Genomic DNA, 13,242 nt, shown 5'->3' with positions numbered 1-13,242 from the left:
GGTTTGCGGAGAGATATCGTCATCGACATGTCTGAAGTTGAAACGCGGGCAGCGCTCCTTGAGGACGGGAAGGTTGTGGAGTTCTTCTTCGAGCGAGCAGTGGAGTTGCGTCTTGCGGGGAATATTTACAAGGGTGTTGTGGAGAACGTCCTTCCCGGGATTCAATCGGCTTTTGTGAACATCGGTCTTGACAAGAACGCCTTCCTCTTCATCGGCGATATGCTCCTTGACGAGAAGCGGAAGGACGTCAAGATCGAGAACCTCATCCGGGTTGGGGAGGAAATCATCGTTCAGGTAGCCAAGGAGCCCATGGGGACGAAAGGCGCCCGGGTCTCCACGAAGATCACCCTTCCTGGGAGATACGTGGTCTTCATGCCTGGTATGGACGTTGTAGGGGTGTCGCACCGCATTGCATCAGGCGAGGAGCGGGAAAGGTTGAAGAGGATTGTGGAACGGATACGCCCCAACGGTTCTGGCATCATCGTTCGGACTGCTGCAGAGGGGAAAAGCGTCGAAGAAATTCGGGAAGACGTTGAATCCCTGGTCCGCCTCTGGCATCGTATCCAGAAGAAGGCCGAAATCACCACAGCTCCTGCTCTGCTCTACCAGGAGGCGAGTCTCATCTATGCTCTGGTGCGCGATATTGTGGATGAGAGCGTGGAGAACATCTGGATCAACTCCTTTTTTGGGTACCAGAAGCTCAAGGATTTCATAGAGTCTCTGGTTCCTCATCTCGCAGAGCGGGTTCATTTCTTTGAGGGTCGAGAGAACATCTTCGAACACTTTGGTCTCCAAAAGGAAATCGAACGAGCTCTGAGCCGAAAGGTCTGGCTTCGCAGTGGTGGATATCTTGTGTTTGATCGGACTGAAGCCATGACGGTCATCGATGTGAACACCGGGAAGTTTGTGGGTAAGAAAGATCTCCAGGAGACCATTCTGAAAACCAACCTCGAGGCTGCAGAGGAAATCGCCCGACAGGTTCGCCTGCGGGATATCGGGGGGATTATCCTCATCGACTTCATTGACATGGAGAAGAAGGAACACCGCCGGCAGGTTGTCCGTGCCCTTGAAGAATTCCTGAGCCGGGACCGAACAAGATGCACGGTCGTGGATATGAGCGAACTTGGCCTCGTGGAGATGACGAGAAAACGTGTTCGGAAAAGCCTTGACTCGCTCCTCCGTGAACCGTGCCCTTTCTGCGAGGGGGAGGGAAGGGTGCTTTCACTTGAAACCGTGGCCGTGAATTTCCTGCGCAAGGTTGAAGAAATCTGCCGTCACACGTCTTCTTCGGTTCTTGGCTTTGCAGTGGGGGAGGAGCTTGGAGGGTATCTTGCCTCAGAAGGCGAGCGATTCCTGCAGAATCTCCGGAAGCTCTATGGGAAGGAAATCCTCTGGAAGGTGAGCGGAAACCTGCCGCCCCGGAGGTACAGCATCGTCGGGGTGGGTGACGAAGAAGTCCGGACACGGATGCAGGAAATCGCGTGACCGTTTGACGGAAAGAAGCATCTGTGGTAAATTACCATCCGTCCTTGGGAGGTGAAATGCCGTGTTTGCCATCGTGGAGGCAGCAGGAAAGCAATACAAGGTTACCGAAGGTTCACTGCTTCAGGTGGATTGCATGCTAGCCCCGGTGAATGAGGAAGTGGCTTTTGACCGGGTGCTTCTGGCCCGGAAGGATGGAGAAATCCTCGTAGGTAGACCTTATCTTGAGAATGTGCAGGTCAAGGGGCGGGTCCTCAGTGTGGGGAAAGGGAAAAAGGTCATCGTTTTCAAGTACAAACCCAAGGTGAATTACCGGCGCAAGAGAGGGCATCGTCAGCCGGTAACCCTTGTGCGGATTGAGAAGATAGAGATCAAGGGGGCATGATGGAGTATGGCGCATAAAAAGAGCGGTGGGAGCGCTCGGAATGGCCGGGACAGCAACCCCAAGTACCTTGGGGTTAAGGCCTATGGAGGGCAATTCGTTCGGGCCGGGAGCATCGTCGTCCGGCAACGGGGAACCCGGATCAAACCGGGGAAAAACGTGGGGGTTGGACGGGACTACACGCTTTTTGCCCTGAGGGATGGCTACGTGGTCTTCGAGACAAAAAAGGGGCGGAAGTGGGTTTCAGTACTCTCCCAGGTCCCTGTGTAGTTCATGTTCGTTGATCGCGCGTTCATAGAGGTTCGGGGTGGCAGAGGAGGGGATGGGGCAATTCACTTTCGCCGGGAGAAATATGTCCCCCGGGGTGGTCCAGACGGAGGCGATGGAGGTGATGGGGGGAGTGTTTTTTTGCGCGCTTCCTCCCGAAAAAAGACCCTTTACGATGTAGCCCTGCAGCCTCTGTACCAGGCGCCCTCTGGAGAGCCGGGGCAGGGGAAGAAGAAGCACGGCGCAAAGGGGGAGGACATCGTCATCGAGGTTCCTGTGGGGACTCAGGTTTTTGATGCCGAGACGGGGGAACTCCTTGCCGACCTTGTGGTGGACGGCATGGAGGTACTCGTTGCCCGGGGCGGTCGGGGAGGGCGAGGGAACGCATCGTTTGCCACTGCGACGAATCAGGCACCTCGCATTGCCTTGCGGGGGGAGGAGGGGGAGAAAAGGAAACTCCGTCTTGAGCTCAAACTCATTGCTGATGTTGGGCTTGCGGGCCTTCCCAATGCGGGGAAGTCCACCCTGCTTTCTGTGGTGAGCGATGCCCGGCCACGCATTGCTCCTTATCCTTTCTCGACGCTCCATCCCACTCTGGGTGTGGTGCGGCACCGGGACGAACGCTTCATCATGGTTGATATCCCTGGAATCATCGAAGGGGCAAGCCAGGGAGCGGGACTGGGTCTAGAGTTCCTGCGGCATGTGGAGCGGGTGCGGGTCATCCTCTGTCTTGTTGATATGGCGTTTCCGTACTCCGGTGACCCGTGGAAAGACTTTTCCATTCTCCGCCAGGAGTTCTCCCAGTATAGCGCATCGCTTCTTGAGAAACCTTTCATTGTTGTAGGGACAAAACTCGACCTTCCTGAGGCACAAGAAAGGTGGGAACACTTTGCCCGGAGGCTGGCTCAGGAAGGCATGGTCGGGGTTGGCGTCTCGGCGGTGACCCGTTTCGGTCTCTCTGAGCTTCTGGACAGGGTGGTGGAACTGTTGAGGCTTAGGGAGGAGGAAGAGGTTTCCCCTTCTTCCTCCCTGGGGGAGGGGAACGTGCAGGGACGTTCCCCGCGGGTGTACCGTTTCGCCTCGCGTTTTTTGGAAAGGCTTGTAAAGGAGTGTCCCCCTGAAAAGGATGAGGTTGCCTTCCATGAGGAACTCGAAAGATCGGGTTTTCTCCGGTACCTTGGGGCCTTGCCTCCGGGAAGTACGGTAGAGATTGGATCCTACCGGTTTGTCTGGACGGGAAAAGGGCTTGTGCTTTCACAATGGAACGGAAAACAATCGTAACGAATGCGCATCGTCTCGTGGTTAAAGTGGGCTCTTCGCTTCTTGTTGATGGATTTTCCCTCTCTCAGGACCGGTTGCGGAGTCTGGCCAAGAACATTGTGGAGGCCAGAACGCAGGGGAAAGAGGTGGTCCTGGTTTCTTCGGGAGCGGTTGCCTGCGGCATGAGTGCCCTTGGCATTACCCGGCGGCGCAGCGACATTCCCTTCAAGCAGGCAATGGCGGCGGTGGGTCAGGGGATACTCATGCAGCACTACTGCTCCGTCTTTGCAGAGTTCGGTGTGAGGGTTGCGCAGATTCTTTTGGCTCCCGAGGATGTCCACAACCGCTCAAAGTACTTGAACGCCCGGAACACTTTTGAAGCTCTCCTGCGACTGGGGATAGTCCCCATTGTGAACGAAAACGATACGGTGGCAGTGGAGGAAATTAAGTTCGGCGATAACGATCGCCTTTCAGCTCTTGTGGCCTCGATTGTTGATGCTGATCTCTTGATTATCCTTTCTGATGTTGAGGGTCTGTACACCGATGATCCGCGCCGGTTCCCTCAGGCGGAACTCATCCCAGAGGTTTGGGTCATCGATGAGGAGATTGAGCGAATGGCAAAGAAGGAAGGGAGTACTCTTGCTACCGGGGGTATGCGCAGCAAAATCCTTGCAGCGAGAATCGCTACCCTCTCGGGAATTGGGGTCATTGTTGCCTCGGGGAGGGATTTTGGGATTCTCCCCCGTCTTCTTGCGGGAGAAGCTTTGGGGACGTTCTTCTATCCTGCAGAGCATTCCCTACGCGGGAAGAAACGGTGGATCGCCTTTGGCATGATCCCTCAGGGGCAGGTTGTGGTGGATGAGGGGGCAAAGAGAGCGCTCTTTGAGAAGAAGAGCCTTCTCCCTGCAGGAGTGGTGGACGTTCGGGGACGATTCGAGGCAGGAGACTGTGTGGAAGTCGTGGGCGAGGGTGGCGAACTTATCGGGAGGGGCATCGTGAACTACTCCTCAGAGGAACTAGAGAAAATTCGGGGGCTGCGGAGTACAAAAATAGAAGAGATTCTGGGTCAGGGGGACTGGAGCGAGGAAGTCATCCACGCCGATGATTTCGTGTTCCTGGGAGGGAGGGAAGTGTGATGGAAATCATCCGGGAGATTGCCAGAAAGGCTAAGGAGGCTGCTTCAGTTCTTGCTGGTCTCTCTTCGGAAGTGAAGAACCGCTTCCTGCTGCATCTTGCGGAGAAACTTCTGGAGCGCAAACACGAGATCCTTGAAGCGAACGCTCTGGACCTTGAGCGGGGGAAGGCTTCAGGGATGAAACAGGCGCTGCTTGATCGCCTGGCTCTCAGTGAGAAACGCATTGAGGCCATGGTTTCTAGCCTCAGGGATATTGCGGCCCTGCCTGATCCTGTTGGAGAAGTCATCGATGGGACAAAAAGACCCAACGGCCTTCTCGTGACAAGAGTCCGTGTTCCCCTGGGGGTTGTGGCTATCATTTATGAGGCGCGACCCAACGTGACAATCGATAGCGTGGGGTTGTGTCTCAAGGCTGGAAACGCCGTCGTTTTGCGGGGGAGCAGTTCCGCCCTCTCTTCCAACAAAGCCCTGGTGAAAATTGTCCATGAGGCACTCCGGGAATGCGATATCCCTGAAGATTGTGTGGGGCTCGTTGAAAGTGAAAGTCACGAAGACGTGAAGGTTCTCCTTGCCCTCCGGGAGTACATCGATGTGGCCATCCCAAGAGGTGGGGTAGACCTCATTCGAGCGGTCATCGAAAACTCCCGTGTTCCGGTTATCGAAACGGGCGTTGGGAATTGCCACGTTTACGTGGATGACGCTGCGGACCTCGACATGGCTGAGCGAATCGTCATCAACGCCAAAACGCAGCGTCCCAGTGTCTGCAATGCCTGTGAAACGCTTCTTGTCCACAGAAGCATTGCCCCTGTTTTCCTCCCCCGCATTGTCCGGGCCCTCCAGGAAAAGGGCGTGGAAGTGCGGGGCTGCGAGGAAACGCGACGCATTGTCCCGGGGGTGGTTCCGGCCACCGAGGAAGACTGGTACACCGAGTACCTCGATCTCATCATCGCCGTTCGCGTGGTTGCGGGCCTTGATGAGGCCATCCGTCACATCAATACCTACGGTTCGCACCATTCCGATGCTATCGTGACCTTGAATTACGCCCATGCCCTGGAGTTCCTTAACCGGGTGGATTCTGCAGCAGTTTTTGTGAATGCCTCCACCAGATTCACCGATGGAGGAGAGTTCGGCATGGGGGCGGAAATCGGCATTAGTACTCAGAAGCTCCACGCCCGGGGTCCCATGGGCTTGCGGGAGCTCACGACTTGGAAATTCGTTGTGTACGGTTCAGGACAGATCAGGGAATAGTGGGGAAGGTGGGAAGAGTTGCCCAAAAAGGGTATTATGGGAGGAACCTTTGACCCCATCCATTATGGTCATCTTGTGACCGCTGAAGAAGTGCGGGACTATTTTGGGCTTGACGAGGTTGTCTTTGTCCCCTCGGCACGACCTCCCCACAAAATCGGTCAGAAAATCACCGATCCCGAACACCGTTACCTCATGGTGGTCCTTGCCACCATCACCAACCCCTATTTCAGCGTTTCCCGCGTGGAGATTGAGCGGCCCGGACCATCCTATTCCGTCGATACGGTGCGGTACTTTAGGGAGCTTTGGGGAGAGGATACAGAGATTTACTTCATCACCGGCGCCGATGCTTTTGCCCAGATTTCAACGTGGAACAACCCGGAAGAACTTCTCCGTCTGTGCACTTTTGTGGCCGCGACACGTCCCGGGTACCGCCTGCAGCACCTCGAGGGACCACTGAAGGACCGGGTCAAGGTTATAGAGGTCTCGGCTTTGGCCATCTCGTCTTCCGAGATTCGCCGGAGAGTCAGACGGGGTGAATCCATCAAATACCTTCTCCCAGAGGCGGTGGAGAACTATATTTACAAGAACGGACTGTATCGAGATTAATAAGGCTTTGGATTTTCTCAAGGTGGTGCTTTCTCCTTCCCGGGTTGCCCATTCTCTGCGGGTGGCAGAGGAAGCGGAACGTCTTGCTGCCGTTCACGGGGAGGACACCTTCCGGGCACACCTTGCAGGTCTTCTGCACGACTGCGCCCGCGATCTTCCCTGGGAGACCCTGAGGGAATTCCTTCCACCGTACATCCGGGAGTGTGACTTCCCCATTCCTGAGGTCTTCCATGCTTTTGCTGCTCCTGCGATTATTGAGCGGGAACTGGGCCTTCGGGATTTTCGGATTTTCCGGGCAATTCGCTGGCACGCTACAGGCTGTGAGTGGATGTCTGCGCTCGACAGGATTGTCTTTGTGGCCGATATTGCTGAACCCGGCCGGGATTTCCCTGAAGCCTGGGAAATCCGCCGGTGGGCATACTCCGACCTCCGGATGGGGTATGTCCTTGCGCTGCGGGCAAAGATAGAGTACCTTCTCAGGACCTACGGTGTTATTGCTCTGGAGAGCCTCCGTTCCTGGAACCGGGAAATCAGCATGCTGCGAAAAGAAGGGAAAATGCCATGAAACGGAGCTGGAAGGTCTTCTACCTCATTCTTGGCTTTCTCATCGGTTTTGGCGTACTCTTCGCCCTTGCACTCTTTGGGGTTCGGGCTCCGTTCCGATGGACGGTCGTGAAAAAAGTCATGGGGTATGTAGCCCCCGAGAACACTTGCATTCTCGTTGTGGGACAGGACAACATCAAACCCCTGCGGAGTGACACCATCATCCTGGCCTTTGTGAACACCAAATCTGGAGAGGTACTCCTCCTTTCCGTCCCCAGGGATTCCCGGTTACTCATCCCGGGTGTTGGGTACGATAAGGCTAACCACGCATACGCCCGGGGAGGCATTGAACTCCTCAAAAAGACCCTTGAGGGAAGCCTTGGTATAGAAATTCCCTATTTTGTCGAGGTGAACTACGAGGCCTTTGAGAAGGTGGTGGACGCCCTGGGAGGTGTGGAGGTTGAAGTGGAGAAGCCGATGTACTATGTGGATCGCGCTCAGGGTCTTTTCATCAATCTCAGACCGGGAAAGCAGGTGCTCAACGGAGAGAAAGCCCTGCAGTACGTTCGCTTCCGTCATGACCCCCTGGGGGACATCGGTAGAATCAAGCGCCAGCAGGCTTTCCTTCAAGCACTCATCGTCAAAGCTCAGGATCCTTCAACACTTGCCCACCTTCCGGCGCTCTTTGAAAGCCTTAAGCAGGCTTTGCACACCAATATCCCCCTTGAGAATATCCTGCAGCTTGCTCTGTGGTTTAAGGGTCTTGAGGAAAAAGCGGTCACCATGGACATTCTGCCGGGAGAACCGGTTTACCTCAACGGGTTGAGTTTCTGGGAACCCCAGCTCGATGTTGCCCGGGAGAAAATTCACGAATTCTTCGCCAGGGAGAGGGGTAGCGGTGAAGGTTCAGGAGAAAATCCGGAGGGTCAAGGAGGCCATTGAGCGGAAAAAGGCCTTTGACGTCACCATTCTGGACCTGCGAGGTCTTTTTCCTTTTTCAGACTACTGGGTTCTCTGCAGCGGTTCCTCTCCGATTCAGACCAGGGCCATTGCTGAGGAAATCCTCGAGCGCCTTGAGGAAGTGGGGGTTCGTCCTTTCCATGTGGAGGGAGAGGATACCGGAGAGTGGATTCTCCTCGATTACGGGGAAGTCATCGTCCATGTTTTTCGGCAAGAGGAGCGGGAATTCTACAATCTCGAGAAGCTCTGGCAAAGAGCCCGGGTGGTGTACTCGGAGCGCGACGGCCTTGACCTTCTCCATGAAATTGGTTGACTTTTTCAAGGGGGTGTGTTACTTTTATCCTTTGATTTTCCTGGGAAAACGGAGAGCGTGAAAGGAGGTAGCAGGATGGCGCGAAAGTACCAGATTACTTCTGAATCCGTCACCGAAGGTCACCCGGACAAAATCGCTGACCAGATTTCCGACGCCATACTCGATGCTGTTCTCACCGAGGACCCCTATGGTCGGGTGGCAGTGGAGACGCTTGTGGCTACAGGACTGGTGCTCGTTGCCGGTCAGATGACGACAACGACCTACGTTGACATCCCCCGTATTGCCCGGAACACCATACGGGACATCGGGTATACCCGGGCCAAATACGGTTTTGATTTCGAGACCTGCGCGGTGCTCACGGCCATCGATGAGCAATCACCGGATATCGCCCTCGGGGTGAACCGTTCCCTGGAAGTCAAGATGGGCGAAGAAGTGGAAGACGAAGAGCTCTCTCTTGGAGCCGGAGACCAGGGGATGATGTACGGGTATGCCTGCAACGAAACTCCGGAGCTCATGCCTTTTCCTATTGCCATGGCTCATGCCCTGGCCTTTCGTTTGGCCGAGGTTCGCAAGAAAGGAATTCTCCCGTACCTTCGTCCCGACGGGAAGACCCAGGTGACGGTGGATTACGAGGACGATCGTCCCGTACGCATTGACACCATCATCGTTTCCGCCCAGCACCATCCTGATATCTCCCTTGAAACGCTTCGGGAGGACATTATTGAACACGTCATTCGTCCGGTGATCCCTCCCGAGTTCTTTGATTCCCGCACCCGGATCCTTGTGAACCCCACGGGGAGGTTCGTCATTGGCGGTCCCCAAGGGGATACAGGGCTCACCGGACGGAAGATCATCGTGGATACCTACGGGGGAGTTGGCAGGCACGGTGGAGGATGTTTTTCCGGCAAGGATCCCACCAAGGTCGACCGCTCGGGGAGTTACGCGGCGCGATACGTGGCAAAGAACATTGTTGCCGCTGGCTTTGCAGATCGCTGTGAGTTCCAGATTGCTTACGCCATAGGTGTTGCCCGGCCCGTCTCGATGGCCGTCAATACCTTTGGAACGGGGAAAATCCCCGACGAGAAGATTCTCGAGATTGTCAGGGAAGTTTTTGACCTTCGTCCCGGAGCCATCATCAAGAATCTCAAACTCCGTCGGCCCATTTACAAAAAGACTGCTGTGTATGGCCACTTTGGACGGAACGACCCGGATTTCAGCTGGGAGAAAACCGACAAGGTCGAGATTCTTCGGGATCTGGCGGGATTCTGAGGGGAAGGAGCCTGGATATGACCTATCACGTGCGGGATCTGGGATTGGCTCTTCTTGGGCGGCAAAAGATTGACTGGGCTTTCAGGGAGATGCCCGTTCTGCGGGAAATCGCCACCCGGTGGCGCACATCCCGTCCTCTCCGGGGTATACGGGTGGGCGCCTGCCTCCATGTGACCGCTGAGACGGCGGTTCTTGCCATCACCCTGAAGGAGGGTGGAGCAGAGGTTTTCCTCTGTGCCTCAAATCCCTTAAGCACCCAGGATGACGTGGCGGCGGCTCTCGTCCAGGACTTTGGCATTGCCGTCTTTGCGCTCCGCGGAGAGGACAGAACCACCTATTACGACCACATAGAACGCGTGCTGGATGCCCAACCTCATATCACCATGGACGATGGTGCAGACCTCATCTCGACGGCCCATAAAAGGGGTGGTGCCACACTCAGCGGGATTCTGGGGGGGACTGAAGAGACAACCACAGGTGTCATCCGGCTCCGGAGTCTCGCTCAGAGTGGACAGCTGGCCTATCCCGTTATTGCGGTGAATGATGCTGATACCAAGCACATGTTCGACAACCGTTACGGAACAGGGCAGAGTACGATAGAAGGGATTCTCAGGGCAACGCATCTGCTTCTTGCGGGGAAGCGGTTTGTGGTTGTGGGGTATGGATGGTGTGGTCGTGGCATCGCTCTTCGAGCGCGGGGTATGGGAGCGAGAGTCGCTGTGGTTGAGGTTCATCCCGTGCGAGCCCTGGAAGCCCTTATGGACGGCCACGAAGTCATGTCCATGAGTGAGGCCGCTTCCTGGGGCGAAGTCTTCGTCACCGCCACTGGAAATGTTGCGGTGATTCGAAAGGAGCACTTTCTCCTCATGAAGGACGGGGCGGTTCTGGCCAACGCCGGCCACTTTAACGTTGAAATCGACATTGAGGGCCTTGAGGAACTTAGCGTGGCCAAGCGTGTGGTTCGGCCAATGGTGGAGGAATACACGCTGCGGGACGGAAAGAAGCTGTACCTCCTTGGAGAGGGCCGGCTTGTGAACCTGGCATGTGCTGAGGGTCATCCCTCATCGGTCATGGACATGAGTTTTGCCAACCAGGCGCTTTCCGTGGCGTACCTTGTGCAGCACGCATCAAACCTTGAAAGAAGGGTATACCGGGTGCCCCAGGAAATCGACGAGGAGGTTGCCCGCCTGAAGCTTTCTGCGCTTGGCGTGCAGCTTGAAGAGATGACCCCCCGCCAGCGGGCCTATCTGACCTCGTGGCAGGAGGGCACCTGAAAAGGGGAATCCCTGCTTCATCCTTCTCTGGATGAAGCCATAGTCCGAAGGGAGGAGAGACCATGCAGGAGTACGAACTGGGAGTTGTCATTCGACCGACCCTTGCCGAAGACGGCGTCCAGAGCATTGTGGAGAAACTGAAAAACGCCATCGTGGACCAGGGTGGCGTGGTGAATGCCGTGGATTTCTGGGGGAAGCGTAAACTTGCCTATCCTATTGAAAAGCAGAGGGAAGGTTACTACGTCTTCCTTCGCTTTGCGATTTCCCCCAAAAACGTTGCCGAGGTGTCCCGGGTTGCCCGGTACACCGAAGACATTCTCCGCCATATCCTGGTGAAAGAGGAAAAGGCGCGTTCTGAGGAGAAACCTCAAACGCCCAAGGAGGCGGAAGCCCAGGCCCTGATGAGCGGAAAGGAGACGAATGTCCCGACCCAGTCTGAATAAGGTTTTTCTCATAGGTTTTCTCACCCAGAGCCCGGTGGTCCGGTACGCACCCAATGGGACCCCGGTAACGAGCTTTCCTCTTGCCGTTTCGCGAGGGGTGAGCAGTGAGGACAACCGGGAGTATTTTGACTACCTCTACATCGTTGCCTGGAGGGATCTGGCGCTTTTTTGCGGGGAAAACCTGAAACGTGGGGACTGGGTCTTTGTGGAAGGAAGGGTCCAGGTGCGGACTTTTGAGGACCAGGGAGGCCAGAAGCGAAGATCGTATGAAATCGTGGCCTCTGAAGTGAAGCGCCTTACGGGATGTTCACCGGTGGTTGAAGAGAAACACTTTGAATTTTTCTGAGAGGAGGATAAGAAGTGGCGGTAGAACGTGAGGAACGTGTTGCCAGGAAGAGGTTCTTCCGGAAGAAGAAAAAAGTCTGCATCTTCTGTTTGGGGAAGGCCCACATCGACTACAAAGATGGAGAAACACTCCAGAGGTTTCTGAGTGAGCGGGGAAAGATTATCCCTCGCCGCATCAGCGGAAACTGTGCAAAGCACCAGAGGAGACTTGCCCAGGCCATAAAGCGAGCACGGGAGATGGCTCTTTTGCCGTATATCATTGAGTGACCTCGATGTATGAGGAATGTTCGCTCAACCGTTGAGGGTGCCTTTTTTGCCGCCCTCACGGTCATTCTCTACCTTGCTTCCATTTACCTTCCCGTTCTGGGGATTCTGGTGAGTTTTTTGTGTCCCTTGCCGGTGATGTTTCTTGTTATCCGGTGGGACGCACGTTTGGGGATACTGGCTTCCTGTGTGGCCAGTATCTTGGTTTTTGCCCTTGCGGGGCTTTTGCAGGCGGTGACGTGTCTTTTAGGGTTTTCCCTTCTGGGCATCGCCATGGGCCTAACGGTGAAAAGGGGGTACGATCTTCCTGAAATCATCTTGATCAACACCCTTGTTTCTCTGCTTTCAAAGTTTGCCCTCCTTGGCGTTGCCCTCCTTGCTACGGGAAAAAATCCACTCACTGAAAACCTCCTCCTCCTTGAGGAGACGGTGCGGAGGACACCCTGGGTAAGCCAGAATCTCCCCGGCACGGGGGACTTTGTAAGCCTTGTCAAACTCGTGATGCCTGCCCTCCTTATCGTGGCGTCGCTCTTTGATACGGGGTGCAACTTCCTCCTTGGGCGGTGGATTGGGAAGAGGATCGGCCTTTCCTTTCCTGATGTTCCTCCCTTTTCTGAGTGGCGATTGCCGAGGTCTGTTTTCTGGGCCTTTGTTCTGGGGTGGGTGTTCATGCTCTTTGGGGGAACCTCTTTTCTTGGGAGGATTGGGGTGAACGTCCAGGTTGTGACGCAACTCCTTTTCCTTCTTGAGGGGCTTTCTCTGGTATACTATTTTCTGGGGAAGTACATTCGCTCCAGAGCAGTTCGGGTTGCCATTCTCGTCTTCTTGCTTTTCCAGCCGCTGTTCTCTTTCCTCCTCAGCTGGCTGGGGGTATTCGACGTCTTCTTTGATTTCCGGAAATTGAGCTCGAAGCGGTGAAGGAGGTTGAGAGCATGAAGGTTATCCTCCTGCAGGACGTGGAAAACCTTGGGAAAGAGGGTGACGTGGTCGAGGTTCGACGGGGGTACGCCCGCAATTACCTGTTGCCGAGAAAGCTCGCCGTTTTAGCTACGGAGGCAAGTATTTCTCAGATTGAGGCCATCCGCCGCAAGAAGGCGATGACAGAAGAGAAGGAGCTTCAGGAGGCCCAGGCTCTCAAGAAGCTCCTCGATGGCATGGTTCTCGAATTCCGGAAGAAAGCCGGTGAGACGGGGAAGCTCTACGGTTCCCTGACCTCGAAGGAGATTGCCGAACGCATCACTCAGGAGATCAGGAGGGAATTCGACCGAAAGCACATTGACCTTGAGGAGCCCATCAAGGACCTTGGGGAACACAGGGTAAGGGTGAACCTCGGGCGGGGTGTAACGGCGACCCTCACGGTGAAAGTTCTCCCGGAAGAAACTGGCGGCGAGGTGTCGACTTCTGGGCATTGATCGCATTCCTCCACACAGTGTTGAGGCTGAGCAGGCAAC

General features: G+C 55.4%; 17 protein-coding genes. All 17 read left to right on the top strand.

All coding sequences use genetic code 11. The features are described from left to right. Positions 1-3: 3 nt before the first annotated feature. The 17 genes from ACP6EK_RS08690 to rplI all read left to right on the top strand — a co-directional run bounded on the left by ACP6EK_RS08690 (position 4) and on the right by rplI (position 13,203). Positions 4-1,485 (top strand): Rne/Rng family ribonuclease, encoded by a 1,482-nt coding sequence (locus ACP6EK_RS08690; protein WP_438315402.1) that lies wholly within the window; start codon positions 4-6, stop codon positions 1,483-1,485. Positions 1,486-1,546: 61 nt separating this feature from the next. Continuing rightward, a complete protein-coding gene (gene rplU, locus ACP6EK_RS08685; RefSeq protein WP_438315399.1) occupies positions 1,547-1,867 on the top strand; it encodes a 50S ribosomal protein L21 in 321 nt (106 codons plus the stop codon). 6 nt (positions 1,868-1,873) lie between these two features. Beyond that, entirely contained in the window at positions 1,874-2,134 is a 261-nt protein-coding gene (gene rpmA / locus ACP6EK_RS08680) for a 50S ribosomal protein L27 (protein WP_438315396.1), read from the top strand. 3 nt (positions 2,135-2,137) lie between these two features. Continuing rightward, positions 2,138-3,412 carry a GTPase ObgE gene (gene obgE / locus ACP6EK_RS08675; protein ID WP_438315393.1) on the top strand — a complete coding sequence of 425 codons (1,275 nt, stop codon included), beginning with the start codon at positions 2,138-2,140 and terminating at the stop codon, positions 3,410-3,412. After that, positions 3,391-4,527, top strand: coding sequence for a glutamate 5-kinase (proB, locus tag ACP6EK_RS08670; RefSeq protein ID WP_438315390.1), 1,137 nt, complete (start codon positions 3,391-3,393; stop codon positions 4,525-4,527). Before obgE ends, proB begins: the two co-directional genes overlap by 22 nt. Continuing rightward, positions 4,527-5,774 (top strand): glutamate-5-semialdehyde dehydrogenase, encoded by a 1,248-nt coding sequence (locus tag ACP6EK_RS08665; RefSeq protein WP_438318968.1) that lies wholly within the window; start codon positions 4,527-4,529, stop codon positions 5,772-5,774. Before proB ends, ACP6EK_RS08665 begins: the two co-directional genes overlap by 1 nt. Before the next feature lie 18 nt (positions 5,775-5,792). Further along, positions 5,793-6,380, top strand: coding sequence for a nicotinate-nucleotide adenylyltransferase (gene nadD, locus ACP6EK_RS08660; RefSeq protein WP_017889324.1), 588 nt, complete (start codon positions 5,793-5,795; stop codon positions 6,378-6,380). A gap of 7 nt (positions 6,381-6,387) precedes the next feature. Beyond that, positions 6,388-6,945, top strand: coding sequence for a bis(5'-nucleosyl)-tetraphosphatase (symmetrical) YqeK (gene yqeK, locus ACP6EK_RS08655; RefSeq protein WP_438315387.1), 558 nt, complete (start codon positions 6,388-6,390; stop codon positions 6,943-6,945). Beyond that, on the top strand, positions 6,942-7,865 hold the full coding sequence (locus tag ACP6EK_RS08650) for an LCP family protein (protein WP_438315384.1): 924 nt from the start codon (positions 6,942-6,944) through the stop codon (positions 7,863-7,865). Before yqeK ends, ACP6EK_RS08650 begins: the two co-directional genes overlap by 4 nt. Beyond that, positions 7,822-8,196, top strand: a complete 375-nt coding sequence (gene rsfS, locus ACP6EK_RS08645) for a ribosome silencing factor (protein ID WP_438315382.1) — start codon at positions 7,822-7,824, stop codon at positions 8,194-8,196. Before ACP6EK_RS08650 ends, rsfS begins: the two co-directional genes overlap by 44 nt. A gap of 75 nt (positions 8,197-8,271) precedes the next feature. Further along, positions 8,272-9,465, top strand: a complete 1,194-nt coding sequence (metK, locus tag ACP6EK_RS08640; RefSeq protein ID WP_438315379.1) for a methionine adenosyltransferase — start codon at positions 8,272-8,274, stop codon at positions 9,463-9,465. Positions 9,466-9,482: 17 nt separating this feature from the next. Beyond that, on the top strand, positions 9,483-10,739 hold the full coding sequence (ahcY, locus tag ACP6EK_RS08635; RefSeq protein ID WP_017889329.1) for an adenosylhomocysteinase: 1,257 nt from the start codon (positions 9,483-9,485) through the stop codon (positions 10,737-10,739). 62 nt (positions 10,740-10,801) lie between these two features. Continuing rightward, entirely contained in the window at positions 10,802-11,182 is a 381-nt protein-coding gene (rpsF, locus tag ACP6EK_RS08630; protein WP_438315375.1) for a 30S ribosomal protein S6, read from the top strand. Next, positions 11,160-11,528, top strand: coding sequence for a single-stranded DNA-binding protein (locus tag ACP6EK_RS08625; protein ID WP_438315372.1), 369 nt, complete (start codon positions 11,160-11,162; stop codon positions 11,526-11,528). Before rpsF ends, ACP6EK_RS08625 begins: the two co-directional genes overlap by 23 nt. A 14-nt stretch (positions 11,529-11,542) precedes the next feature. Further along, positions 11,543-11,794 (top strand): 30S ribosomal protein S18, encoded by a 252-nt coding sequence (gene rpsR, locus ACP6EK_RS08620; RefSeq protein ID WP_438315370.1) that lies wholly within the window; start codon positions 11,543-11,545, stop codon positions 11,792-11,794. A 9-nt stretch (positions 11,795-11,803) separates the two neighbouring features. Beyond that, positions 11,804-12,709, top strand: a complete 906-nt coding sequence (locus ACP6EK_RS08615) for a YybS family protein (RefSeq protein WP_438315368.1) — start codon at positions 11,804-11,806, stop codon at positions 12,707-12,709. 14 nt (positions 12,710-12,723) lie between these two features. Then, on the top strand, positions 12,724-13,203 hold the full coding sequence (gene rplI / locus ACP6EK_RS08610; RefSeq protein WP_438315365.1) for a 50S ribosomal protein L9: 480 nt from the start codon (positions 12,724-12,726) through the stop codon (positions 13,201-13,203). Positions 13,204-13,242 lie beyond the last annotated feature (39 nt).

The sequence above is a fragment of the Candidatus Caldatribacterium sp. SIUC1 genome (assembly GCF_051549785.1).
GTDB lineage: Bacteria > Atribacterota > Atribacteria > Atribacterales > Caldatribacteriaceae > Caldatribacterium.
This window is presented reverse-complemented; position numbering and strand designations above follow the sequence as displayed.

What these genes read in the sequence shown, in the direction of transcription:
- rpmA (WP_438315396.1), top strand. Translation starts at nt 1,874, where the DNA reads ATGGCGCATAAAAAGAGCGGTGGGAGCGCTCGGAATGGCCGGGACAGC.
- ACP6EK_RS08615 (WP_438315368.1), top strand. Translation starts at nt 11,804, where the DNA reads ATGAGGAATGTTCGCTCAACCGTTGAGGGTGCCTTTTTTGCCGCCCTC.
- ahcY (WP_017889329.1), top strand. Translation starts at nt 9,483, where the DNA reads ATGACCTATCACGTGCGGGATCTGGGATTGGCTCTTCTTGGGCGGCAA.
- obgE (WP_438315393.1), top strand. Translation starts at nt 2,138, where the DNA reads ATGTTCGTTGATCGCGCGTTCATAGAGGTTCGGGGTGGCAGAGGAGGG.
- rplI (WP_438315365.1), top strand. Translation starts at nt 12,724, where the DNA reads ATGAAGGTTATCCTCCTGCAGGACGTGGAAAACCTTGGGAAAGAGGGT.
- ACP6EK_RS08650 (WP_438315384.1), top strand. Translation starts at nt 6,942, where the DNA reads ATGAAACGGAGCTGGAAGGTCTTCTACCTCATTCTTGGCTTTCTCATC.
- rpsF (WP_438315375.1), top strand. Translation starts at nt 10,802, where the DNA reads ATGCAGGAGTACGAACTGGGAGTTGTCATTCGACCGACCCTTGCCGAA.
- ACP6EK_RS08665 (WP_438318968.1), top strand. Translation starts at nt 4,527, where the DNA reads ATGGAAATCATCCGGGAGATTGCCAGAAAGGCTAAGGAGGCTGCTTCA.
- ACP6EK_RS08625 (WP_438315372.1), top strand. Translation starts at nt 11,160, where the DNA reads ATGTCCCGACCCAGTCTGAATAAGGTTTTTCTCATAGGTTTTCTCACC.
- proB (WP_438315390.1), top strand. Translation starts at nt 3,391, where the DNA reads ATGGAACGGAAAACAATCGTAACGAATGCGCATCGTCTCGTGGTTAAA.
- metK (WP_438315379.1), top strand. Translation starts at nt 8,272, where the DNA reads ATGGCGCGAAAGTACCAGATTACTTCTGAATCCGTCACCGAAGGTCAC.